Annotated in this window: 19 protein-coding genes, 1 tRNA gene and 1 pseudogene; 8 read left to right on the top strand and 13 right to left on the bottom strand. The window is 67.9% G+C overall.

All coding sequences use genetic code 11. The annotated features are described in order from the left end of the window. The 5 genes and pseudogenes from jaqu_RS05535 to jaqu_RS05515 form a co-directional block, all read right to left on the bottom strand. A pseudogene (locus jaqu_RS05535) lies at positions 1 to 317 on the bottom strand (SPOR domain-containing protein); the annotation flags it as partial. A gap of 111 nt (positions 318 to 428) precedes the next feature. Further along, entirely contained in the window at positions 429 to 2,174 is a 1,746-nt protein-coding gene (argS, locus tag jaqu_RS05530) for an arginine--tRNA ligase (protein WP_043917960.1), read from the bottom strand. 68 nt (positions 2,175 to 2,242) lie between these two features. After that, complete coding sequence (locus jaqu_RS05525) at positions 2,243 to 2,740, bottom strand: hypothetical protein (RefSeq protein WP_043917959.1); 498 nt, start codon at positions 2,738 to 2,740, stop codon at positions 2,243 to 2,245. Positions 2,741 to 2,884: 144 nt separating this feature from the next. Continuing rightward, positions 2,885 to 4,291, bottom strand: a complete 1,407-nt coding sequence (gene glnA, locus jaqu_RS05520; protein ID WP_043917958.1) for a type I glutamate--ammonia ligase — start codon at positions 4,289 to 4,291, stop codon at positions 2,885 to 2,887. A 42-nt stretch (positions 4,292 to 4,333) separates the two neighbouring features. Next, positions 4,334 to 4,672, bottom strand: coding sequence for a P-II family nitrogen regulator (locus jaqu_RS05515; protein WP_043917957.1), 339 nt, complete (start codon positions 4,670 to 4,672; stop codon positions 4,334 to 4,336). A gap of 233 nt (positions 4,673 to 4,905) precedes the next feature. Between jaqu_RS05515 and jaqu_RS05510 the strand changes: the two genes are divergently transcribed. Then, entirely contained in the window at positions 4,906 to 6,543 is a 1,638-nt protein-coding gene (locus jaqu_RS05510) for a bifunctional ADP-dependent NAD(P)H-hydrate dehydratase/NAD(P)H-hydrate epimerase (RefSeq protein WP_043917956.1), read from the top strand. A gap of 257 nt (positions 6,544 to 6,800) precedes the next feature. Here jaqu_RS05510 and jaqu_RS05505 read toward each other — a convergent pair whose 3' ends face one another. Continuing rightward, positions 6,801 to 7,232, bottom strand: coding sequence for a Hint domain-containing protein (locus jaqu_RS05505; protein ID WP_052500789.1), 432 nt, complete (start codon positions 7,230 to 7,232; stop codon positions 6,801 to 6,803). A gap of 205 nt (positions 7,233 to 7,437) precedes the next feature. Continuing rightward, positions 7,438 to 7,962, bottom strand: a complete 525-nt coding sequence (locus jaqu_RS05500; RefSeq protein WP_161793828.1) for a Hint domain-containing protein — start codon at positions 7,960 to 7,962, stop codon at positions 7,438 to 7,440. A gap of 161 nt (positions 7,963 to 8,123) precedes the next feature. On the opposite strand from jaqu_RS05500, the gene jaqu_RS05495 reads away from it, so the two are divergent. Further along, positions 8,124 to 8,208, top strand: a tRNA-Leu gene (locus jaqu_RS05495). A gap of 65 nt (positions 8,209 to 8,273) precedes the next feature. Here jaqu_RS05495 and jaqu_RS05490 read toward each other — a convergent pair. The 5 genes from jaqu_RS05490 to jaqu_RS05470 form a co-directional block, all read right to left on the bottom strand. Continuing rightward, a complete protein-coding gene (locus tag jaqu_RS05490; protein WP_043917954.1) occupies positions 8,274 to 9,143 on the bottom strand; it encodes a 1-acyl-sn-glycerol-3-phosphate acyltransferase in 870 nt (289 codons plus the stop codon). A 136-nt stretch (positions 9,144 to 9,279) separates the two neighbouring features. Continuing rightward, positions 9,280 to 10,011, bottom strand: a complete 732-nt coding sequence (locus tag jaqu_RS05485; protein WP_043917953.1) for an SDR family oxidoreductase — start codon at positions 10,009 to 10,011, stop codon at positions 9,280 to 9,282. 436 nt (positions 10,012 to 10,447) lie between these two features. Beyond that, positions 10,448 to 11,746, bottom strand: a complete 1,299-nt coding sequence (locus tag jaqu_RS05480) for an alpha/beta hydrolase family protein (protein ID WP_043917952.1) — start codon at positions 11,744 to 11,746, stop codon at positions 10,448 to 10,450. A 124-nt stretch (positions 11,747 to 11,870) separates the two neighbouring features. Beyond that, complete coding sequence (pepN, locus tag jaqu_RS05475; RefSeq protein WP_043917951.1) at positions 11,871 to 14,396, bottom strand: aminopeptidase N; 2,526 nt, start codon at positions 14,394 to 14,396, stop codon at positions 11,871 to 11,873. 45 nt (positions 14,397 to 14,441) lie between these two features. After that, positions 14,442 to 15,215 carry a hypothetical protein gene (locus jaqu_RS05470; RefSeq protein WP_043917950.1) on the bottom strand — a complete coding sequence of 258 codons (774 nt, stop codon included), beginning with the start codon at positions 15,213 to 15,215 and terminating at the stop codon, positions 14,442 to 14,444. Between the two features lie 473 nt (positions 15,216 to 15,688). Between jaqu_RS05470 and jaqu_RS05465 the strand changes: the two genes are divergently transcribed. Genes jaqu_RS05465 through jaqu_RS05450 form a run of 5 tightly spaced genes read left to right on the top strand, consistent with a single transcriptional unit; the run spans position 15,689 to position 20,469 of the window. Beyond that, on the top strand, positions 15,689 to 17,200 hold the full coding sequence (locus jaqu_RS05465) for an FAD-binding domain-containing protein (protein ID WP_043917949.1): 1,512 nt from the start codon (positions 15,689 to 15,691) through the stop codon (positions 17,198 to 17,200). After that, positions 17,200 to 17,388: a DUF2256 domain-containing protein gene (locus jaqu_RS20990; protein WP_084629435.1), complete on the top strand. Its 189-nt coding sequence runs from the start codon at positions 17,200 to 17,202 to the stop codon at positions 17,386 to 17,388. The genes jaqu_RS05465 and jaqu_RS20990 overlap by 1 nt, the downstream gene beginning before the upstream one ends. A gap of 35 nt (positions 17,389 to 17,423) precedes the next feature. Then, the gene (locus jaqu_RS05460; RefSeq protein ID WP_043917948.1) at positions 17,424 to 19,565 is read left to right on the top strand and encodes a malate synthase G; all 2,142 of its coding nucleotides are present in this window, start codon (positions 17,424 to 17,426) and stop codon (positions 19,563 to 19,565) included. Next, on the top strand, positions 19,562 to 20,017 hold the full coding sequence (locus tag jaqu_RS05455) for a methyltransferase family protein (RefSeq protein WP_043917947.1): 456 nt from the start codon (positions 19,562 to 19,564) through the stop codon (positions 20,015 to 20,017). Before jaqu_RS05460 ends, jaqu_RS05455 begins: the two co-directional genes overlap by 4 nt. 23 nt (positions 20,018 to 20,040) lie before the next feature. Next, positions 20,041 to 20,469, top strand: coding sequence for a GlcG/HbpS family heme-binding protein (locus jaqu_RS05450; protein ID WP_043917946.1), 429 nt, complete (start codon positions 20,041 to 20,043; stop codon positions 20,467 to 20,469). A gap of 3 nt (positions 20,470 to 20,472) precedes the next feature. Here the strand turns inward: jaqu_RS05450 and jaqu_RS05445 are convergent, their stop codons facing one another. Continuing rightward, positions 20,473 to 21,654, bottom strand: coding sequence for a cytochrome P450 (locus tag jaqu_RS05445; RefSeq protein ID WP_043917945.1), 1,182 nt, complete (start codon positions 21,652 to 21,654; stop codon positions 20,473 to 20,475). Positions 21,655 to 21,764: 110 nt separating this feature from the next. Here jaqu_RS05445 and jaqu_RS05440 point away from each other — a divergent pair, with 110 nt between their 5' ends. Next, positions 21,765 to 22,541 carry a gamma-glutamyl-gamma-aminobutyrate hydrolase family protein gene (locus jaqu_RS05440; protein ID WP_043917944.1) on the top strand — a complete coding sequence of 259 codons (777 nt, stop codon included), beginning with the start codon at positions 21,765 to 21,767 and terminating at the stop codon, positions 22,539 to 22,541. Positions 22,542 to 22,627 lie beyond the last annotated feature (86 nt).

The following is a 22,627-nucleotide window of genomic DNA, read 5'->3' as shown; positions in this document are numbered from 1 at the left end:
AGCGTGATCTGCTCGGGCGCGGGGGCGGCCCCGGCACCGGAGGTGATGTCCGAGAGGGCGAGGCCCTGATAGGGCATCGTCGTGCCGCCGGGCTCTTGCGGAGCGACGCGCATCGGCCCGGCCGCGGCCTGGATCACCGGCACGCGGCTCACGTCGCGGAAGGTCAGGTCGACCGCCCAGACCGCCAGCCCGGCGACCAGCCCGAGCGAAGTGACGGCGCCCGCCCAGTTCGCCGCACCGAAGTTGCGCGCGGCGTCCAAGAAGCGCGACCCTTCCTCAGTCCCGTATTCGGCACCGAAGTAATCCGTATCAGCCATATGCCTGCCCTCCGGGTCCCGTGCGTCGGGACCTCGTGATTCGTTCACTGTCTTTCAAAGCGGTCTCCCGCTCGCCTCATCGTCCCGGAATCGCCCTATTCTTAGGGTCTGTCACCGAAGTTCGGTGGCCGGAACAACACCAAGGATACGCAGCCCGGCGGACAAGACAACGGACACGGCGGCGGCAAGGCCGATCTTTGCCTGCGATGTGGCCGAGTTGCCCTCTTGCACGAAGCGCAGGGACGGCTCGTCGTTGCCGCGGTTCCAGAGCGCGTGGAAGACGGAGGCCAGATCGTAGAGGTAGAAGGCGATGCGGTGCGGCTCGTTCGTCCGGGCCGCGATCTCGACCAGGCGCGGCCATTCCGAAAGCTTCGCGATCAGCGCGAGTTCCGCCTCATGGTCCAGCACCGTCAGATCCGCCCCGCGCAGCGCGGCGTCCGAGGCGTCGATCCCGGCCTCCTCGGCCTTGCGGCGCACGGAATGGACGCGCGCGCTGGCATACTGCACGTACCAGACCGGATTGTCCTTGGACTGCTCCAGCACCGCGTCCACGTCGAAATCCAGCGGCGCGTCGTTCTTGCGCGTCAGCATGACGAAGCGTGTGACGTCCGGGCCCACCATGTCGATCACGTCGCGCAGGGTGACGAAGGTGCCCGCACGCTTGGACATCTTCAGTTCCTCGCCGTCCCGCAACAGCTTGACCAGTTGCGTCAGCTTGATGTCGACCGGCACCCGCCCGTCGGACAGGGCCGAGACGGCGGCCTTCATCCGCTTGACGTAGCCGCCATGGTCGGCGCCGAAGACGTCGATCAACGCATCGAAGCCCCGTTCGATCTTGTCGTAATGGTACGCGACATCGGGCGCGAAGTATGTCCAGGACCCGTCGGACTTCTTGATCGGCCGGTCCACGTCGTCGCCGTGGGCGGTCGAGCGGAACAGCGTCTGCTCGCGCGGCTCCCAGTCTTCGGGGGTCTTTCCCTTGGGCGGCTCCAGCGTGCCGGTATAGATCAGGCCCTTATCGTCCAGCGCCTGTATCGCCGCCTCGATCCGCCCGGTGCCGTAGAGCGACTTCTCGGAATAGAAGACATCCATCTCGACGCCCAACGCGGCCAGATCCTCGCGGATCAGATCCATCATGGCTTCGGTGGCGAAATCGCGTATCTCGGTCAGCCAGTATTGCTCACCCTTGTCGAGGAAGGCGTCCCCGACCTTGGCCTTCAGCGCCTCGCCCACAGGCTTGAGATAGTCGCCCGGATAGGTGCCGTCGGCGAATTCGACCGACTGGCCGTGCGCTTCGAGGTAGCGCAGGTAGACCGACCGGGCGAGGGTATCGACCTGCCCGCCGCCGTCGTTGATGTAGTATTCCCGCGTCACGTCGTGGCCCGCGAATTCCAGCAGGCTCGCCAGCGCATCGCCGAAGACCGCGCCGCGGGTATGGCCCACATGCAGCGGGCCGGTCGGGTTGGCCGATACGTATTCGACGTTCACCCGCTTGCCCGACCCCATGGTCGAGCGGCCGAAGGCCTCACCGGCTTCGAGGATCGTGCCGACGAGGCCCTGCCACGCGGCGGGCGCCAGACGCAGGTTCAGAAAGCCGGGCCCGGCCACGGTCGCCTCGGCGACCCGTGCATCGGCGGTCAGTTTGGGCGCCAGAGCTTCGGCGATGTCGCGTGGTTTCATCCCGGCGGGCTTGGCCAGCACCATCGCGGCATTCGTCGCCATGTCCCCGTGCGCCGCATCGCGCGGTGGCTCGACGGCGACGTTCGCCGTGTCCAGCCCATCGGGCAGCACGCCCTCTCGGGTCAGATCGGCCAGCGCGTCGAGGACGAGGGCACGGATATCGGCGAAGAGGTTCATGGGGCGGCTCCGAGGTCGATCCGCCCCCTGTAGCCCCGCCTCAGGCGGGGTTCAACGCGAGGCGCGCGTCAGACGTCCAGCATGAACATCGAGTCGATCACCATCCTGCACCCCTCGGTGCCTTCGGCGACGGGTTGTTCCTCGAGGATGCGCAACGTCGTCGCATCCAGCACGATCTTCGTCTCGATCGTGTCCGGCGCGACCAGGTGCATCGAAATCCGGATCGGGCCGTCCGGAAGGGCGTAGCCGCGATGGTGCGGCACGGCGACGATCAGATCGGGCGCGGGCTGATACCAGGTCGCGGCCTGTCCATTGTCCGGCTGGGCCCGGCGGAAGCTGTCGACGTCGAAGCGGCCGTCCTCCCACGCGATCTCGATCGCGCCGGCATTGGCCGCCATCGTCAACGCCATCGCTTCCAGCACCGGCGTGAGACTGGCGTCGCAACCGGTAATCGCATGTCCCTGGGGATGCGCCGTCCACAGCCCCGATATCGCGGGCACACCTGCCATGGCCGGAAGGGCGGCGGTGAAGGTGGCGAGGGCGGCTGCCCGGATGGTGGTGATCATCGTCCTGCTCCCCAAAGCGTTCACCCGATGGTGGCGCGCAGAAGGGATCATGGCAACCTTGTGGCGAAAAACCGACCGTTTCCGGGCGGGCGGAAATGGAAGGGGCGGCCCGAAGGCCGCCCCGCCAAGCTGTCCCGAACGGGATCAGCAGCTGTAGTACATCTGGTATTCGACCGGGTGCGGCGTGTGTTCGAAGGCGTAGACCTCCTCCCATTTGAGCGCCATGTACCCTTCGAGCTGATCGCGGGTGAAGACGTCGCCCGCCAGCAGGAAGTCGTGATCCTTCTCCAGTTCGTCCAGCGCCTCGCGGAGCGATGCGCAGACGGTCGGGATGCCGGCCAGTTCCTCGGGCGGCAGGTCGTAGAGGTCCTTGTCCGACGGCTCGCCGGGATGGATCTTGTTCTGGATGCCGTCGAGACCGGCCATCAGCAGCGCGGCGAAGCACAGATACGGGTTCGCCGACGGATCGGGGAAGCGGGCCTCGACGCGCTTGGCCTTCGGGCTCTCGGTCCATGGGATCCGCACGCAGCCCGAGCGGTTGCGGGCCGAGTAGGCGCGCAGCACGGGCGCCTCGAAGCCCGGGATCAGGCGCTTGTAGGAGTTCGTCGAGGGGTTGGTGAACGCGTTCAGCGCCTTGGCATGCTTCAGCACGCCGCCGATGAAGTAGAGCGCTTCCATCGACAGGTCGGCATATTGATCGCCCGCGAAGAGTGGCTTGCCGTCCTTCCAGATCGACATGTTGACATGCATGCCGGTGCCGTTGTCGCCCGCGATGGGCTTGGGCATGAAGGTCGCCGACTTGCCGTAGGCGTGGGCCACGTTGTGGATCACGTATTTGTACTTCTGAAGCTCGTCCGCCTGCTTGGTGAGCGAGCTGAAGATAAGCCCCAACTCGTGCTGGCAGGACGCGACCTCGTGGTGATGCTTGTCCACCGACATGCCGATCCGCTTCATGGTCGACAGCATCTCGGAGCGCAGGTCCATCGACGCATCCGTGGGGTTGACCGGGAAGTAGCCGCCCTTGACGCCGGGCCGATGGCCCATGTTGCCCATCTCGTATTCTGCATCGGTGTTCCAGGCGGCGTCGGCGGCGTCGACCTCGAAGCTGACCTTCTGCATCGTGTTCGAGAAGCGGACATTGTCGAACAGGAAAAACTCAGCCTCGGGGCCGAAGAACGCCGTGTCGCCGATGCCGCTGGACTTCAGGTAGGCTTCGGCCTTCTCGGCGGTGCCGCGCGGGTCGCGCTCGTAGCTCTCGCCGGTGTCCGGCTCCACGATGGAGCAATGCACGCACAGCGTCTTCTCGGCGTAAAACGGGTCGATATAGGCGCTCTCCGTGTCGGGCATCAGCTTCATGTCCGACGCTTCGATGCCTTTCCAGCCCGCGATGGACGAGCCGTCGAACATGAAGCCTTCCTCAAGGAAGTCCTCGTCGACCTGATCGGACAGCACGGTGACGTGCTGCAACTTGCCCCGCGGGTCGGTGAAGCGGATGTCGACGTACTCGACTTCCTCGTCCTTGATCTGCTTGAGGACCGCGTCCTTGCTCATGGGATATCCCCTTCCTGGTGAACTCTGTTGTGTGCGGGTGGATCAGATCGCGTCGTCGCCGGACTCGCCGGTGCGGATGCGAATGGCCTGCTCGACAGGACTGACGAAGATCTTGCCGTCACCGATCTTTTCGGTCCGGGCCGCGTCGACGATGGCGTCGGTTGCGGCCTCGACCATATCGTCGGGCAGGACGACCTCAATCTTCACCTTCGGGAGGAAATCCACGACATATTCCGCGCCGCGATAAAGCTCTGTATGGCCTTTCTGGCGGCCGAAGCCCTTGACCTCGGTGACCGAGAGCCCCTGTATGCCGATCTCCTGAAGTGCCTCTTTCACCTCGTCCAGCTTGAATGGCTTGATGATGGCTTCGAGCTTCTTCATCCAAATCCTCCCGCGCTGCCCGTGGGCACATCACGATCGCTTCGGTGGGTCCATGGCGCTGCCTGAAGGGGCCGGAGGAGGTCCGAGGATTCGCAATGCGTCGCCCATCTCTTGTGCAGATTGAGCAAAAAACAGGCAATCGCGAAAGCGGAACTTCCGTGCTGGCGGATCGCCCCGGGGCTGGCTCAGCCGAGGCGTGTAGGGCAGGATCGGCTCGATCCGGGGGGGCGGCGATGGACGAGTTTCTTCTGACGGCCGAACAGATGCGCGCGTGGGAAACAGGCGTCATGGCCACCGGCGTCGTGACGGGGCTGGAATTGATGGAGCGCGCGGGCCGTGGCGCGGTCGAGGCGATCCTTGCGGAATGGTCGGATTTCGCCCGTGCGCCCGGTCGCGCGACGGTTCTCTGCGGGCCGGGCAACAATGGCGGTGACGGCTTCGTCGTCGCGCGCTTGCTGCGCGACCGGGGCTGGCGCGTGGACGTATTCCTCTATGGCGACCCGGACAAGCTGCCGCCCGATGCACGGCGGAACCATGATCGTTGGGGCGGTCCCATCCACAACGCCGCGCGCTTCCGCGAGGAAGAGAGCGAAGGCAGCGATCTGGCGATCGACGCGCTCTTCGGCACCGGATTGGCGCGCGCCATCGACGACCCCATCCTGTGGGAACGTCTCTGGTCTCTCGAAGACGCGACTCACGCGACGACCCGTCCCGGCGGGCCAACCGTCCCGCGAACCGTCGCGCTCGACATTCCCTCAGGTCTCGATTCCGATACGGGCCATGTCCTCGGGGGGCAGCCGGATCACGGCGTCCGGTGCCCGGAGGTCGCGCTCACCGTGACGTTCGGCGCACCGAAGCCCGGCCACTATCTGGCGGACGGGCCGCGGCAATGCGGCAAGCTGGTAACGGTCGATATCGGGCTCGGATCATACGATGACCCACAGCGAGATGAGGAGCAGGCTGCGCGACGGGACCGGCTTCGGGGCACCTGTCGGCGTGTCGGGCCGCCATCGCCCTCACTCGACAAGGGGTGGCATGGATCGGAGTCTCACAAGTACGACTTTGGCCACGCGCTCGTGCTGACGGGCGGGATGGGCCGAACGGGTGCCGCGCGGCTGGCGGCGCGTGCGGCGCTTCGTGTCGGCGCGGGGCTGGTGACGCTGGGCGCGCCCGGGGCTGCGATGATGGAATGCGCCGCGCAGATCACCGCGCTCATGCTCCGGCGCTGCGAGGACGCGGCCGAACTGACCGAGCTGTTGCGCGACGACCGGATCAGTGCGCTCTGCCTCGGACCGGGGCTCGGCACGGATGGGCGGGCGGCGGACTTGGTGGCAGAGGCGCTGGCCTCGGGGCGCCCCGCTGTCCTGGATGCCGATGCGCTGACCCTGATCGGCGGGGACACGACGCTGCGGGGCGCGCTCCACGACCGATGCGTCCTGACCCCCCACGGAGGAGAATTCGCGCGACTGTTCCCCGACATCGCAGAGCGTCTGGCCATATCGGCGCGCGGAGGCGATCCCTGTTCCAAAGTCGATGCGACCCGCGACGCCGCCCGGCAGACGGGATGCACGATCCTGTTCAAGGGGCCCGATACGGTGATCGCCGACCCGTCCGGTATCGCCGAGATCAACGCCGCTGCCTACAATCGCGCCGCGCCCTGGCTGGCCACGGCGGGAACGGGGGACGTCCTGGCGGGTCTGGTCGCCGGGCTGCTTGTGCAGCGCCGAGATCCCATGATGGCGGCCTGCTCCGCCGCGTGGCTCCATGTCGAGGCGGCCCGCGCCTTCGGACCGGGCCTGATCGCGGAGGATCTGTCCGAGACGCTGCCCGAAGTCCTGGCCGGCCTGTCGCGAGGCCAGTGGAACGAATAGTCGCCGGACCTTCCGGGTTGTCTGCGGCGCGGGGTGTAGGGCCCTACGATAAACACCGGGTAAGGCCCTCTGCATTAGGCGCCTAGCGGCAGGGCCGTGGATCGCGTCGGCCGGACCTGTGCAATCGGCACTCGCGGACGACGACGGTCTCAACACTTCCGCACAGGGGGCGGTCGGAATGTCCGGCTAATCCGGACGCCCTTGCGAACCTCGCGTGGCAGGAAGGCCGCGAGGTCATCGCCCGATTCAGGCGGCGCTCAGATCGCGTCGATGGACGCGCTCACGACCTCCAGCCCTTCGGCGTAGAGCGCTGACGGCCCGTCCAGAACCAGCGACACGGCCAGCATCGCCGGGCCGTGGACATGCCGGATGACGGTGCCATCCGCGATGCGCCCGATCGCGACCCGCGCCTCCCGCGCGCGAAAGAGCGTCTGTGCCCGCCACCCCCGCAGGACGACGGGCTGGTCGGGAACCAGAAGCAGGTCGCATCCCGGACGGCCCCGTCCCATCGCGCCCACCGGCACGAGGATCATCTCCTGCCCCGCCGGGACCGGCGCGCGATGGACGGCGCGTATCTCGACCATTCCCCTGTCGCGCGTCACGACACGGCTGCCGGGAGACAACGCCTCGACCGGGATCTCTCCATCTGCGGCGAGGATCCGGGTTCCTTGGGGCAGGGCATGTCGCATGGTCCGGCCGGGCAGCACGGGGGTGCCAAGCGGCCGCGATCTGGCGGGACGGGGCAGGGGCTGGGGCAGGACGGAACCTCGCGGGAACGTGTTTCCCGCTCGATACACCGCGAACCCTAACGTGCGGTTTAGCCGGGCGCGCCGCTTCGCGCGCCTGCCATGATCAGGGCCACTGCCCTGTCCGATCTGATCCCGTCAGGCCCGATCAAGAATGCGGAGGAACCTCGATCACATCCGCTTCGGTCCGGCCCACGGGCGTCTCCAGACCGTTGGCGTAGACCGTCAGGGGCGCGTCGAAGGACAGGCGGTAGAAGCATGCTTCGCCGAAGCGCGAGATCTGCTTGCCGTCCGTCAGGCGGCTGGCCGGGACCAGCGCGGCTTCGGTGTCGAACAGGGCCTTCGCGCGCCAGTCGCGCAAGGCGATATGCTGATCGGCCGCGACCGTGGTGTCGCGGTCGGGGCGGGCGAGGCCCAGGCTGTCGGTGCGGATGGTGCAGGCGGGCGCGTCGACACGGTCGATGCGGCGCAGGATGGCGAAACCACGCTCGCGGGTGATGACACGGTCGCCGATCTCGAGCTCTTCGATCCGAACCTCGCCCCGCGCGGTCAGGACGGTCGTGCCGCGGGCGATTCCCCCCTTGACGGACGCGATCTCCTGCGCGTCTGCGACGTCGGCGGGAAGCGTATCTTCCTTCGCGATCAGATCCTTGGCATCAATGCGCAACTGCATGGTCATCTCTTTTTATCCCTCGTTCGCCGTGCCGAAATGAGGCACGCATGTCTCTCCCAATGGTTAAGGACATGCGCCCAGATTCGGGCACGATTGGGGCATGGAGGGGGACTCAGGATGACCCTTTCGGCCGGATTTGCTGAGTGCTAGAGCGATCCCGTGCGGGTGTGGCGAAACTGGTAGACGCACCAGATTTAGGTTCTGGCGCCGCGAGGCGTGGGGGTTCGAGTCCCTCCACCCGCACCACGTTTCCCGTTCCTGGCGGACTTCGGCAATGGGTCTGACCAAAGCGGCCGTCGGCCGTGGCCCGTCTAGGCCGGCCGAGGCAGCCAGCGGCGCCCGGGCCGGTTCTCGGTCAGCTTGATCTCACCATGTCGCTGATCGCCCAGCCGCAACGTCGCCTCGCGCAGGATCTCGATCCCCTCTTCACCGCTCTTCGGCAGCAGCGCACCGTCGATCGGCCGCCCGAAGGTCACATGATAGGGTTGAACGTCCTTGTTCAGCGTCTCGTGGAACAGCGTGATGTCGCGCAATGTCGGATGCAGCGCGTCGAAGGCGTAGAACATGGCCGAGTTGCGCGCCCGGATATGCACCGGAATGACTGGCAGCTTGTTCTTGCGGGCGATCATCGCGGCGCTCGCCATCCAGGGACGCTCGTGCAGGCGCAACCCCCGCCGCTTGGCCAGCCGCCCCGAGGGAAAGATCACCCCCAGCCGGCCCGCATCCAGCGCCGCGCGCGTCTGGCTCATTGTCTCGCGCATCGCAGCAACCGAGCGCTTCTCTTCGCGCCACTCGACCGGCACGATGATCTCGGCGAATTGCGGCAGGACCCGCAGGATGTCGCTGTTTGCGTAGTAGAAGGCATCGCCGCGCCGCTGGCCCAGAAGGTGGTGCATCATGATCCCGTCGGCAATGCCGGTCGGGTGGTTGGCGACGATCAGCGCCGGGCCGTCCGTCGGCACGTTCTCCAGCCCGGTGGCGGTGACGCGGCGCGCGATGCGGCGCGCGAGATCCGCCATGATCTGCTGCACCGGCAGGTCGACGTAATGCGTTCCGATCTCGACCGACCGCTCGTAGGCCAGCAGGCGGCCCAGAACCAGCCAGGCGCCCTTTGCCGACAGCGTGTCGCGGAACAGCCACGGGGCACGTTCGTGGATCAGAGGATCGAGGCGGTCGCGCATGGCGCACCCTTTCGCAGACAGGCATGACGGGCGCGTGAACCCACCCCGTCAATGCCCCATCTATGGGCAGCGTTCCGCGCAATCTAGGCGAATCTTGTGCAATGCGGATTCGCGGCGAAGGGCCGCCCGGCCGGTCTCAGCGTCCTCCGCTCACGTCCAGCACCGTGTCCGTGACATAGCTCGCATGGTCCGAGAGCAGCCAGAGGATGGCCCGCGCCACCTCCTCGGCGGACCCCTCGCGCCCCATCGGGACGGTCGGGCCCAGCCGGTCCACCCGGTCGGGCTGACCACCCTTGCCGTGGATTGGCGTGGCGATGATTCCCGGGCGCACCGCGTTGACCCGGATACCCTGGGCGGCCACTTCCTGCGCAAGGCCCTTGGAGAAGACCTCCAGCCCCCCCTTGGTCGCCGCGTAGTCCACGTATTGCCCCGCGCTGCCGTGCTTGGCCGCCGCCGACGAGACGTTCACGATCGCGCCACCTTCGCCCATCCGCCGGACCGCCGCGCCCGCGACAAGCATCGGCGAGGTCAGGTTGATGGCCACCATCCGCGCGACGCGATCGGGGGTGAAATCGGCGACCCGGGCCGCCTCGTCCACGACGCCCGCATTGTTGACCAGCGCGTCCAGTCGGCCGTGCTCGGCGTCGAATTCCTCGAAGAGGACGGGCACGCAATCCGGGTCGGCCAGATCCGCGCGATGGGTCGTCACCCGAGCGCCCTGAGCCCGGCATTCGGCGGCGACCTCCTCGATCCCATCCCAGTTTGCGTTGAAATGCAGTGCGAGGTCATGATCCGACGCGGCCAGCCGGGCGGTGGCAGCGCCGATCCCGGACGAGGCGCCGGTGATGAGCATGGTCTTGCGGGGCATCGGGCCTCCCTTCGTATCGAACCAGACCTAGCCCGGTTCGGTAGGCGTCCAGCCCGGGCGGTTGGGACGTCCCCTTCGCGTCCTGCCGTCGCCTTGGCTGGATCGGACCGCGATCGCGGTCCGACCTGGGCGAGGGGCTCTGCCCCTCGCGCTCGCCGGGATATTTGTGAAACGGAGAAGGAGCGTTCACGGACCCTTAACCGATCTGACGATACCCCGATGTCGCGGTACAGGCTGGGAAGCCGATGACCGCAAGCGGAGAAGCACGTGCTTTTCTCGGCCTCCGATGCGCCCGGTCCTGGACAAGGACGCGCGGGGGCCTTCTTCGCTTTTCAAATATCCCCGCCGGAGGCATCCGTCCCCGACGTGCCGCGCGCGTTGCGGAGCGATGTCTGCCGCTCGTGCACATCGGTCGCCGCGACGTCTGGGTCCCGTTTCATTCCCCGGCGGTCAGCCGCTCCAGCCGGAGGCCCGCCGCCGTCCGGTTCGGGAAGCCGGTCCAGTAGGTGTGATCCGGCCCCTCCATCCCGTCATCGGCGACGTCCCATATGCCGTCCGCCGCCACCGGCACGAGATCCAGGTAAGCGGCGCGGCTCTCCTGCTCCTTGAGATGCAGGTCCATGAAGGCCGTCACGAAATGCGCCAGCACGTTGTTCATCCGCACGTTGTCCCAGACCGCATCCGCGTAATGGTCGAAGGTCGCGCGGCCGAGATTGTCCGAAACCTCCCAGGCCGCGGCGGGCGCAGGGATCGGGGCGGCGGCATTGTGGTTGGCATTCTCAAAGGTCAGCAGGAGGCGCTCGGTGCCGGTCGTCTCCTCGAAGATGGAGCGCATCGAGCCATAGCCCGACACGTCATCCACCTCGCCCGCGACGATCATCAGCGGCACCTCGATCCCGGCCAGCCCGTCGGCATCCCAGAAGTCGCGGTTTCGCCCCCAGGGGCCGATGGCGACGACGGCGCGCAGGCGGGGATCCTGCAGATCCGAGTGGGCCTCGCTGCCCGCCAGATGCCGTGCGAGCAGGTCGCCGGGGGCGTTGAGATGTGCCGGCTCCCGCCGCTCGACCGCCGATCGAGACAGGCCCGCGCCCGCGAAGATCAACGCGCCGTAGCCGCCCATCGAATAGCCGATGACGCCGACCCGCAGCGGATCGACGGTTCCCGCGAGCGGTCCGTCCGGCGCGGTCAGGGCCTCGACGACGAAGGCCTGGTCCACGGGCCTGTTGACCAGCGTCGACGGGAAGGGTCCCATATCGTCATAGGTCGAGTCCGGATGGTCCACCGACGCCGTGACATAGCCCTTGGAGGCGAGATTCTCGCCCAGATGGCTCATCAGGAAGCGGTTTCCGGGATAGCCATGGCTTATGACGATCAGCGGATAGTCCCCTTCGGCGGGCGCCGCGTCGCGGGCGGCCCGTCCGGTCAGGGTCACTTCGGTGACACCGTCGCGCAACAGCGCGGTGTAGCTAGTCCCGGGAACGGTCCCGGGCTCGGCCGGGTACCACAGCTCGACCGTCAGCGTTCGGTCGGTGCGGGGCGCCTCGTCCGACGTCGCGCCTTCCGTCGCGGCCAGGACGTCGATCCGATCCGGATCGGTCAGAGTCACGGTCCGCACCCCCACGGCTTCCGGGCCATAAGGGGCCAGTTCGGGTGCGTCCGGCCGGATCGTGTCGATGGCGGTCTGCGCCGTCGCCGGGCCGGCGAGGATGCAAAGCGCGAATGCCAGGGTCTTCATCGGGGGCCTCCTCCATCTTGCCCGGACGATGGCCCGGCGCGGGGCGGAGGCAAGGTTTCGGCTCCGGTTGCAGACCGGGCCGCGCCCCGCATCGGCCGACATGACAGACGGGAGCGGTCCCAACCTATCCCAGCATCCGCTCCACCATCTCGCGAAGATCGCGGCTGGTCGCGCCTTCGCGCATCGTCCCGAGGGCTTCACCCATCAGCGCCTGCCGGTCCGCGTCCCACCGCGCCCGTGTCTCGAAGGCCGAGGACATGCGCGCCGCCGTCTGCGGGTTCGAGCGGTCCAGCCGCACCAGCCAATCCGCGACGAAGCGGTAGCCCGACCCGTTTGCGGCGTGGAACCCGGCCGGGTTGCCCGCGATCAGGCCGCCCAGCACGGCGCGGAACCGGTTGGGGTTCTTCGCGTCGAAGGCCGGGTGGCCAGTCAGCCGTTCCGCGACCGCGACGGCCTCGGCGGGCGCGGCATGGGCGACTTGGGCCATGAACCACTTGTCCATCACGAGCCGGTCGTCCTTCCATGCCGCCTCGAACTCGGCGGCGGCGTCCGGGTCGCCCGCCTCCAGCCGGCAGGTGAAGGCGGCCATCCGGTCGGTCATGTTGTCGGCCGTCGCATAGGCCGCCCGCGCCGCGTCGCCGCCATCGAGCCGCGTCGTCAGCCGCAGCAGCGTCGCCGCCAGCGCGCGCTTGCCGGCCGCTTCCGCATCCGGTGCATAGGCCCCAGGCGTGGCGACCGAGGCGCGCAGGCCGTCCAGGTCGTCCGCAAGCCGTCCGGCAATCGCCGCCAGAGCCGCCTCTCGCGTGGCGTGGATCGCGTCCGGATCGGGCACGACGCCCGTCTCGTGCAGCGATTGGGCCAGATCGTCCTCGCCCGGCAGCGCCAGAGCGAGCGCGCGGAAGGCCGGATCCGCGTCGGACACCGCCATCGCCGCCACCGCGTCCAGCCAGCCCGCGTCGAAGGCCGTACTCTCGGCGGCGTGGCGCATCAGCCGGTCCTTGGACAGCCTTCGACCCGATTCCCAGCGCGCGAAGGGGTCGGTGTCGTGGGCCAGCAGCACCAGCCTGTCGGCGTCGCCCAGATCGTCCTCCAGGATCACCGGCGCCGAAAAGCCCCGCAGCAGCGACGGGACCGGACGCTCTGGGCGGGGGATCTCCACCACGTCGTCCGCCCCGGTCATAACGTGCAGACGGGTCGGGAGCAATTCACGCCCATCGGCCGCAAGCAGGCCGAAGGCCAGCGGGATCGTCATGGGCGCCTTGTTTTCCTGACCGGGCGTGGGCGGCACGCTCTGGGACAGATGCAGGCGCCAGATGCCGTCGGCCCACTCGCTGCGGGCGCGCAGGCGCGGAGTTCCGGCCTGCGAGTACCACAGCTTGAACTGCCCCAGATCCGCGCCGCAGGCTTCCTCGAAGCAGGCGAGCCAGTCCTCGATGGTGCAGGCCTCCCCGTCGTGACGCTCGAAGTACAGCGCACAGCCCGCCGCATAGCCCTCCGCGCCCACGATCCGGCGCAGCATGCCGATGACCTCCGCCCCCTTCTCGTAGACGGTGGCCGTATAGAAATTGTCGATCGCCACGAAGCTCTCGGGCCGCACCGGATGGGCCAGCGGACCCGCATCCTCGCGGAACTGGCGCGCGCGCAGGGTCATCACGTCGCCGATCCGCTGCACCGCCTCGGATCGCATGTCCTGCATGAACTGCTGGTCGCGGAAGACGGTCAGCCCTTCCTTGAGGCAAAGCTGGAACCAGTCGCGGCAGGTGATCCGGTTGCCGGTCCAGTTGTGGAAATACTCGTGCGCCACGATCCGCTCGATATTGGCGTAATCGGCGTCGGTCGCCGTCTCGGGGCTGGCCAGAACGTAGCGGCTGTTGAAGATGTTCAGCCCCTTGTTCTCCATGGCGCCCATGTTGAAGTCGTCCACGGCGACGATGTTGAAGACGGACAGGTCGTAGGCCCTGCCATAGACGTGCTCGTCCCAGCGCATGGACCGTTTCAGCGCGTCCATCGCGTAGGCGGTGCGCCCCTCGTCGCCGGGTCGCACCCAGACATTCAGCGCCACATCGCGCCCTTCGGAGGTGACGAACCTGTCGGACGTCGCGACCAATTCGCCCGCGACCAGCGCGAAGAGGTAGGTTGGCTTGGGCCACGGATCGCGCCAATGCCCGGGCGCCACCTCGTCACCATTCGACAGGCGCACGGGCAGGTCGCTCTCGATTTCCACCTCGTAGGTCGCCATCACGTCCGGCCGGTCCAGCATCCAGGTGATCCGGCGGAACCCCTCCGCCTCGCACTGGGTGCAATACATGCCGTTCGACATGTAGAGGCCCGACAGCTCGGTATTGTCTTCTGGCGCGATCTCCACCTCCGTCTCCAGGGTGAACGCGTCGGGCGTCTCGCGCAGGATCATCCGGTCGCCATCGATCTCGGGCGTGATCTTCGCCCCGTCCAGTGCGACGCGAAGGGTCTTGAGCGCCTCGCCGTCCAGTACCATGTCGCCGGGTCCGCGCCGTTCGCAGGTCAGCCGGGCCGTCACGCGGGTCGCATCGGGTGCCAGCCGGAACCGCAGCGCCACGTGGCTCACCGTCACCGGCGGCGGGGCGTAGTCCTCGAGATAGGTCTTGGTCTGGCCGGGGGCAGCGTCGCGCATGGGGCTCTCCTTTGACTGGCAAGCTAGGGGAGGGTCCCCGCCACCTCAATCGCTCAACACGCCTGCCCGGACCAGCGCATCGCGCGCCGCCGCCTCCAGGGGGCCGGGCCAGTCCGCGCCTGCCGCCGCGCACCGGGCCCGCGCGACCGGCACCCCCGTCTCCCACAGCGCGCGCTGGGCGGCGATCAGCGTGTCGCGCTCGGCCGCGGGCGCGGGCAGGGCGGCAAGGGTGGCGATCTCGGCGGCGTCCAGCACCTTGGACGTGTGCAGCATCCCGCCGCGATGGGCGTGCCCCTCCAGCATCATGTCCATCAGCTTGTCCCGCTGCATCCCCAGGCCCCGCTGCATCAGAACCAATTCCGCCCGGCCCAGGCCCACCTCCGTCAGGCCCGCGACGCGCAGGAACTCGACGGCAAGGGACCGCATCCGGTTCGGATCGGGGCGGACGGGCGGACGGGCGTCGGGCAGCGCGTCCCGCAGCCCGTCGGGATCGTGCAGCGGCGCCAGGGTCGCCTTCGACCGCCCCACGAGGTCGTCGACGAGGTAGAGGTCCGCCCGCCCGAACCGCGCCGTGATCGCGTTCGACAGCCGCCCGCTCGCCAGTTCGGCCCAATGGGCCAGCGGGGCCTCGGCCTCGAGCGCGGCGCGCCAGGCCGCCATCGCCGCGGGCCGCCGCTCCGCCGGGCAGATGCCGACCAGGTCAACGTCGCTCCAATCGTCCTGCGTCCCGCTGCCGTAGCTGCCGCCGAGGAACAGGGCGTCGACATGGCCCGCGCCGGCATAGCCGCGGGCGAGGTCGATGAGGTCGGTCTGGGTCATGCTGACTCCGGATTGGTTCCGGCAAACGCTACAGCCTTGCCCGACCCAAGACACCCCGGGCTGAACGGCCGCGCAGCGGCCCGCGCATCGCCGTGCAGGTGGTCTGCCAGCGGTAAGCCGCCGTCCGCGTATCGCAGGGCGGTGCGCGAAAGGCTGCCCTCACGGCCCGGTGATCCGGCAGGGCCAGGCGCTTCGCCCGGACGCCGTGCGGACGGGCAGCCATGAACCGCGAGGCGGCGCCAAAGGATCGCCGACGCGGCGGCCCCGCGTATGGATTCCCGTTCGCGCGTGGCACCAGTGGTCCACTCACCTTCCCAATCGGTCTTGCAAATCACGGCCCGACGCAATCGGTGCGAAGTCCGACGCAGATCACACGTGGATCACCCATGACTCCGACCCCCGATCGCGTCGGTGATAAACCTTTCGGACAGATCCGCGTTGACGACCCGTAACCGCGCCCGATCTGGAGCTACATGACCGACGCCGCCGCGATCCTCTGGTTCAAGCGCGATCTGCGCATCGCCGACCACCCCGCTCTGGCGGACGCGGCGACGATCGGACCGGTCATTCCGCTCTACATCGCAGAGCCGGAGATGTGGGCCCATCCCGATGCCTCCGCCCGCCAATGGCGCTTCGTCGCCGAAAGCCTGACCGAGTTGCGCCGCGCTCTCGGCACCCTCGGCGCGCCGCTGATCGTGCGCCATGGCGAAGCCGTCTCCGTCCTCGAAGCGATCCGGCAGGAGCACCCCGTCACCCGTCTCGTCAGCCACGAGGAGACAGGCCTGCTTTGGTCTTGGGACCGGGACCGGCGCGTCGCCGAATGGTGCCGGACCCACGGCATCGTATGGACCGAACACGCCGATAGCGGCGTGGTCCGCCGTCTGGCATCCCGCGACGGATGGGCGGCGCGGCGCGAGCGGATGATGCGCGACCCCCTCGTCTCCGAACCGACCTCCCTGCGCGGGACCAACCTCGCCCCTGGCGACATTCCAGAGGCGCGGGATCTCGGCCTCGCCCTCGACCCCTGTCCCGGGCGCCAGAAGGGCGGCCGGGCCGAGGCGCTGCGCATCCTCGACACGTTCCTGCACGAACGCGGCGAGCATTATCGCACCGATATGTCCTCTCCGGTCACCGGAGAGACGGGGTGCTCCCGCCTTTCTCCGCATCTCGCATGGGGCACGATCTCGGTGCGCGAGGCGCATCAGGCCGCTGCCGCCCGTCTGACCGAGACGAAGGGGACGGCCTGGGCCAAGTCGATGTCGAGCTTCCGCTCCCGTCTCGCCTGGCGGGATCATTTCACTCAGAAGCTGGAGGATTTCCCCCTTCTGGACCGCCGCTGCATGCATTCCGGCTTCGAGGGGATGCGCCCCCGCCTGACCGATCCGGGTCCCCAGGCCGAGCGGTTGGCCGCTTGGGCCGACGGCCGCACGGGCCTGCCCTTTGTCGATGCCTGCATGCGCTACGCCCGCGCCACCGGCTGGCTGAACTTCCGCATGCGCTCCATGGTCCAATGCGTCGCCAGCTATCACCTCTGGATCGACTGGCGCGACAGCGGGCCGATCCTCGCCCGTCTCTGGACGGATTATGCGCCCGGCATCCATTGGGCGCAGAGCCAGATGCAATCGGGCGTCACGGGCATCAACACGCTGCGGATCTATAACCCCGTCAAACAGGGCCATGACCAGGATCCTACGGGCGTCTTCACGCGAGAGTGGGTGCCGGAATTGGCCCGGCTCGATGATGAGTTCGTCCAGGAGCCATGGAAGGCCCCGCGTCCTCCAAAGGGCTATCCTGCGCCCATCGTCGACGTGGCCACGGCGGCGAGGGCTGCGCGCGACGCGGTCTATGCCCATCGCCGCCGGCCCGGTTTTCGCGAGGAGGCGGATGCCGTCGCCGAACGCCATGGGTCCCGGAAGTCCGGCATGTCGCAGACGGGCCGCCGGGCCCGCCGCCGCGATACCCGGCAGTCCGAGATGGAGATCTGATGCCCCGGATGCGCCGCAAGGGGGATCTGCCCCGGAAGACCTGCGCCACCTGCGGCAAGCCGTTCGTCTGGCGGAAGAAATGGGAGAAGGTTTGGGACGAGGTCCGGTATTGTTCCGAGCGCTGCCGCCGGTCCAAAGGGCAGGAAACAGGACCGGCTGATGTTGCCGATAGGAAACTTCCGGGATAGCCAACGCCTCGGACAATATTCGGGAGGTCGTCGAGATGGCGAAGGTCGATAGGGCAGGATTGCAGGTCGAGGACGTTCTCGCGGATTTCGTGGAGAACCAGGCGCTGAACGGCACCGGCATCGAAGCCGGCGCCTTCTGGGACGGCTTCGCCGCGATCCTGCGCGATCTGTCGCCGCGCAATGCCGATCTGCTGGGGACCCGCGAGGCGATGCAAGGCAAGATCGACGCCTGGCACCGGGACCGTCGCGGCCAGTCTCACGATGCGGCTGCCTACAAGGCCTTCCTCTCCGAGATCGGTTATCTGGCGCCCGAGGGTGACGATTTCACCGTCGGCACACGAAACGTCGACCCCGAGATCGCGACGACGCCCGGACCCCAACTGGTCGTTCCGATCACCAATGCCCGCTACGCGCTGAATGCCGCCAACGCGCGTTGGGGCAATCTCTACGACGCGCTCTACGGGACCGATGCGCTGGGCGACCTGCCGCAGGGCAAGGGCTACGATCCCGAACGCGGGGGCCGTGTGATCGCACGCGCCAAGACCTTCCTCGACGAGGCCGTCCCCCTTAGCGGCGGCTCCTGGTCGGACGTGACCGGCATCCACGTGGACGCGGATGGCGCGCTGCAACTGACCGGCGCGGGCGCATTGCGCGACCCGAACGCCTACCGCGGCTGGGTGCGGGACGGGGACGTCCTGCGGGTCCTGCTGGGCCATAACGGGCTGGGCATCGTCCTCGTCGTCTCGCCCGAGGGCGCCATCGGCAAGGACGATCCGGCGGGACTGGATGCGGTGCATCTGGAATCGGCCGTCTCGGCGATCATGGATTGCGAGGACTCGGTCGCCTGCGTGGACGCCGAGGACAAGGTTCTGGCCTATTCCAACTGGCTCGGCCTGATGCGCGGTGATCTGACCGAGGAGGTGGATAAGGGCGGCAAGACGTTCACCCGGGCGCTGAACCCGGACATGGAGTTCAACACGCCAGATGGCGGCGTGATCACGGTCAAGGGCCGCGCGCTGATGCTGGTGCGGAATGTCGGGCATCTGATGACCAACCCCGCGATCCACGTCGACGGTGCCGAGGTGCCCGAGGGCCTGATGGATGCGGTGCTGACGACGCTTTGTGCCATGCACGATCTGGCCAAGCAGGATGGCGCGCGCAACTCGCATCACGGCAGCGTCTACGTCGTGAAGCCCAAGATGCACGGCCCCGAAGAGGTGGCTTTCGCCGTCGAGACCTTCGACCGGGTCGAGGATCTGCTGGGCCTGCCGCGCAACACCGTCAAGATCGGCATCATGGACGAGGAGCGGCGGACGAGTGCCAACCTCAAGGAATGCATCCGTGCCGCCAAGGACCGGGTGGCCTTCATCAATACCGGCTTCCTCGACCGGACGGGTGACGAGATCCACACCAGCATGGAAGCCGGGCCGATGCTGCCCAAGGGCGAGATGAAGTCCACGCCCTGGATCACCTCCTACGAGGATCGCAACGTCGATATCGGGCTCGCTTGCGGGCTGAAGGGCACGGCGCAGATCGGCAAGGGCATGTGGGCGATGCCCGACCGCATGGCCGATATGCTGGACCAGAAGATCGGCCACCTGAAAGCGGGCGCCACCTGCGCCTGGGTTCCGTCGCCCACCGCGGCGACGCTGCACGCCACGCATTACCATCAGGTTGACGTCCTCGCCCGGCAGGACGAACTGGCCGCGGGCGGGCCGCGTGGCACGCTGGACGATCTGCTGACGATTCCCGTGATGGAAGGGCGCAACCTCTCGGACGACGAAGTCCGCGCCGAAGTCGAGAACAACGCGCAGGGCATTCTCGGCTATGTCGTCCGCTGGATCGATGCGGGGGTGGGCTGCTCCAAGGTTCCAGATATCCACGATGTCGGCCTGATGGAGGATCGCGCGACCTGTCGGATCAGCTCTCAGGCCTTGGCCAATTGGCTGCATCACGGCGTCATCGACCGGGACGCCACGATGGCCGCGATGAAGAAGATGGCCGAGAAGGTGGACGCCCAGAATGCCGGCGATCCGACCTATGAGCCGATGGCGCCCGCCTATGACGGCGTGGCGTTCAAGGCGGCTTGCGATCTGGTCTTCGAGGGGCGCGAACAGCCGTCGGGCTACACCGAGCCGGTCCTGCATCGCCGGAGGCTGGAGAAGAAGGCGGGGTGAGTGCATCCTCGCATCTCAGGGGTTTCCCCGATCTGCCGCCGGTCTGGGCTCTGGGTCTCTACCTTGCGCAACAGGCCTGTGCGGCCTGGGTGCCGCTTGTGCGGTACGAGGCCGGCCCGGCAGGCATTGTCATGGCGGCGGCAGGCCTCGCTTTGATCCTGTGGTCGGCGGTCTGGTTCTGGCGCAAGCGCACGCCGATCGAGCCTCATCACACGCCCCGTGCGCTGATCGTCGAGGGCCCTTACCGGCTGAATCGAAACCCGATCTACACAGGGCTCGCGCTTGTGCTCGTCGGAACGGGTCTGAATGCCGGGGCCTTGTCCAGCCTCCTGCTCTCAGCCCTGTTCCCGCCGCTGATCACCCGCCGCTTCGTGCTGAAGGAAGAGGCTGCCCTGCGCGCCGCCTTCGGAGCGGCGGCGGACACCTATATCGCCAACAGCCGCCGCTGGTAGCGGCATCGAAGAAAGGACGACACATGGCCGAAATCTCTCTGCGCCGCGCGCGCACGATCATTCGCGAGACGCTCAAGAAGGGGCGTGACATGGGACTCAAGCCGCTGTCGGTGGTCGTGCTGGATGCCGGCGGCCACGTGAAGGCCTTCGAGCGCGAGGATGCCGCCGCACCCGGTCGCTTTGCCATCGCCCACGGCAAGGCCTACGGCGCGGTCATGCTGGGCATGGCGGGCAAGGCGCAGATGGCGCGCGCCGAGCAGCAGGCCTATTTCATGGCGGCCGTGAACGGAGCCTATGGCGGCCAGGTGATCCCGGTCCCCGGCGGCATCCTGATCCGCGACAAGAAAGGCAACGTGATGGGCGCGGTCGGGGTCACCGGCGACACATCGGACAACGATGCAGAGGCGGGCTTGGCTGGCATCGCCGAGACCGGATTGGAGGGCGAGGCCTGATCGTCAGTCCAGCCTGACCATGAGGCGGTCGGGCCCCCGGAAGCCGATCCGTTTGGTCCAACCGGGCCGCCCTGCCGCCAACCGATAGTCGGGAAACCGCGCCAGCAGCCGCTCGATCCCGACCGACGCTTCCAGCCGGGCGAGTTGCATTCCGAGGCACACATGCGGCCCGTGCCCGAAGCCCAGATGCGGGTTCGGGCGGCGGTCGGCACGAAACTCCTCCGGGGCTTCCACACGCGCCGGGTCGTGGTTCGCGCCGATCAGCAGCGCGCTGATCCGGTCGCCACGCTTCAGGGGCACCCCCTCGAAGGTGAAATCCTCGCGCACATAGGCCACCGTGGTCATCGAGACGGGCGAGTCGATCCGCATCACTTCTTCCACCAAGAGCTCGCGCGCCCTCTCGTCCGTCGTGAGCGCGGGACGAAGCTCCGGTCGGTCGCAGAGCACGAGCAGGGCATTGTTCAGCAAGTGAACCGTCGTCTCGTGGCCCGCCACGAAAAGGGTGAAGAGCATCGCCAGAAGCTCGTCCTCGCTCAACGCGTCGCCCATCCGCGCGGCTAGCGTCGACAACAGGCCGGGCCGCGGCGCGTCCCGCGCCCGCCGGATTTCCTCGCGCAATTGCGGGTTCAGGCTGCGCAGATGCCAGATCGCTTTCAGGATCGAGACCGGCCCCGCGACATCCGATAGCGGGCCGATCCCCTGCCGCAAGCGGGGGACGATATCCGTGTGCAGCCCCAGCAGCGCGACGATCGCGTCGAAGGGCAAAGCGCGGGTATAGGCCGGACCCAGATCGACGGTCCCGGACAGGCCGTCCAGCAACCGATCCGCGCTGGCGACCAGATCGGGACGCAGATCGCCGATCGTGTGTTTCGCGAACGCCTGATCGACGAGGCCGCGCAGGCGCCGATGGTCCGGTCCGTCCTTGGTCAGAAGGCTTTCCAGCAGGGGCGAGACCGATTTCGGGATCCACCAATAGGCCTGCGACAGGGCCTTGCCTCTGGCCACCGCGACGTCCCGCGTCACCCGCTCGTCCTTCAAGAGCGCCCGCGCGCCCGCATCCGTCGTCGTCATCCAGACGACGCCCAGCATCGGCACGCGGGCCCGGACAAGCGGGCCCTCGGCGCGCATCCGGGCCAGAAGCAGGCTGGGGTCGTCGGACCGCGTGATCTGCGGAAGGCGATACATGGCGGCACCTTGCCCGTTCGCAGAGCGGCCGCCAATCCCGCGCACCAGCGCAGATACGCTCTCTCGCGACACACCTTTTCCAGCGCGAATGCCGCAGATAGATAGGGATCATGCGCAGACCGATCGTCGGCATCATCTCGAATGCCTACCTCATCAACGACCAGTATCCGGCCCATGCGAACGGGCAGATGAACACCGACGCGGTCGCGACCGTTTCGGACTGCCTGCCGCTGACCTTTCCGGCCGATCCCGCCGTCTCGCCCCTGGAAGAATTGCTGGACACGTTCGACGGTTTTCTGCTGACCGGCGGACGGCCGAACGTCCATCCCGAGGAGTATGGCGAAGAGCCGACCGAGGCCCATGGCGCCTTCGACCGCAATCGGGACCGGGTGGCGCTCCCGCTGACCCGCGCCTGCATCGAACGCGGGCAGCCGATCCTCGGCATCTGCCGCGGCTTTCAGGAAATGGCTGTGGCCATGGGGTCGACCCTCCACCCGGAGATCCGGGATCTGCCGGGTCGCATGAACCACAGGATGCCCCCCGATGGGACGCTGGAGGAGAAGTTCGCGCTCCGCCATGAGGTGCGGTTCACATCGGGCGGCCCCTTCGCCCGGATGATGGGGGCGGAGGTTGTGATGACCAACACGCTGCACGGTCAGGGCATCAAGCAGGCCGGGCCGCGCGTGATCGTCGACGGTTGGGCGCCCGACGAGACCCCGGAGGCGATCCATTTCGACGGCGCGCAGGGTTTCGCCCTCGCCGTGCAGTGGCATCCGGAGGCGAATGCGGCGCAGGATCCGGTCTCGCGGCCGCTGTTCGAAGCCTTCGGCGAGGCCTGCCGCGCCTGGCGCGCCGGAAAGCGCCCCGCCAGTCTCGCCGCCGAGTGACAGGATCGCCGGTCCCTCTCGGCGCCTCTTCTTCTTCGCTTTTCAAGTATCCCCGCCGGAGGCTTGGCCGCGCCGGGGCTCGATGC

The organism is Jannaschia aquimarina (assembly GCF_000877395.1).
GTDB classification, from domain to species: Bacteria; Pseudomonadota; Alphaproteobacteria; order Rhodobacterales; family Rhodobacteraceae; genus Jannaschia; species Jannaschia aquimarina.
The sequence above is the reverse complement of the archived record's forward strand: the minus strand, read 5'-3'. Positions and strand labels throughout refer to the sequence as shown.

Excerpts from the sequence above, each read along its gene's own strand:
- jaqu_RS05460 (WP_043917948.1), top strand. The coding sequence starts at position 17,424 with ATGGCGAAGGTCGATAGGGCAGGATTGCAGGTCGAGGACGTTCTCGCG.
- jaqu_RS05510 (WP_043917956.1), top strand. The coding sequence starts at position 4,906 with ATGGACGAGTTTCTTCTGACGGCCGAACAGATGCGCGCGTGGGAAACA.
- jaqu_RS05445 (WP_043917945.1), bottom strand. The coding sequence starts at position 21,654 with ATGTATCGCCTTCCGCAGATCACGCGGTCCGACGACCCCAGCCTGCTT.
- argS (WP_043917960.1), bottom strand. The coding sequence starts at position 2,174 with ATGAACCTCTTCGCCGATATCCGTGCCCTCGTCCTCGACGCGCTGGCC.
- glnA (WP_043917958.1), bottom strand. The coding sequence starts at position 4,291 with ATGAGCAAGGACGCGGTCCTCAAGCAGATCAAGGACGAGGAAGTCGAG.
- jaqu_RS05465 (WP_043917949.1), top strand. The coding sequence starts at position 15,689 with ATGACCGACGCCGCCGCGATCCTCTGGTTCAAGCGCGATCTGCGCATC.
- jaqu_RS05525 (WP_043917959.1), bottom strand. The coding sequence starts at position 2,740 with ATGATCACCACCATCCGGGCAGCCGCCCTCGCCACCTTCACCGCCGCC.
- jaqu_RS20990 (WP_084629435.1), top strand. The coding sequence starts at position 17,200 with ATGCCCCGGATGCGCCGCAAGGGGGATCTGCCCCGGAAGACCTGCGCC.
- jaqu_RS05505 (WP_052500789.1), bottom strand. The coding sequence starts at position 7,232 with ATGCGACATGCCCTGCCCCAAGGAACCCGGATCCTCGCCGCAGATGGA.
- jaqu_RS05440 (WP_043917944.1), top strand. The coding sequence starts at position 21,765 with ATGCGCAGACCGATCGTCGGCATCATCTCGAATGCCTACCTCATCAAC.
- jaqu_RS05470 (WP_043917950.1), bottom strand. The coding sequence starts at position 15,215 with ATGACCCAGACCGACCTCATCGACCTCGCCCGCGGCTATGCCGGCGCG.
- jaqu_RS05490 (WP_043917954.1), bottom strand. The coding sequence starts at position 9,143 with ATGCGCGACCGCCTCGATCCTCTGATCCACGAACGTGCCCCGTGGCTG.
- pepN (WP_043917951.1), bottom strand. The coding sequence starts at position 14,396 with ATGCGCGACGCTGCCCCCGGCCAGACCAAGACCTATCTCGAGGACTAC.
- jaqu_RS05515 (WP_043917957.1), bottom strand. The coding sequence starts at position 4,672 with ATGAAGAAGCTCGAAGCCATCATCAAGCCATTCAAGCTGGACGAGGTG.
- jaqu_RS05485 (WP_043917953.1), bottom strand. The coding sequence starts at position 10,011 with ATGCCCCGCAAGACCATGCTCATCACCGGCGCCTCGTCCGGGATCGGC.
- jaqu_RS05500 (WP_161793828.1), bottom strand. The coding sequence starts at position 7,962 with ATGCAGTTGCGCATTGATGCCAAGGATCTGATCGCGAAGGAAGATACG.
- jaqu_RS05450 (WP_043917946.1), top strand. The coding sequence starts at position 20,041 with ATGGCCGAAATCTCTCTGCGCCGCGCGCGCACGATCATTCGCGAGACG.
- jaqu_RS05480 (WP_043917952.1), bottom strand. The coding sequence starts at position 11,746 with ATGAAGACCCTGGCATTCGCGCTTTGCATCCTCGCCGGCCCGGCGACG.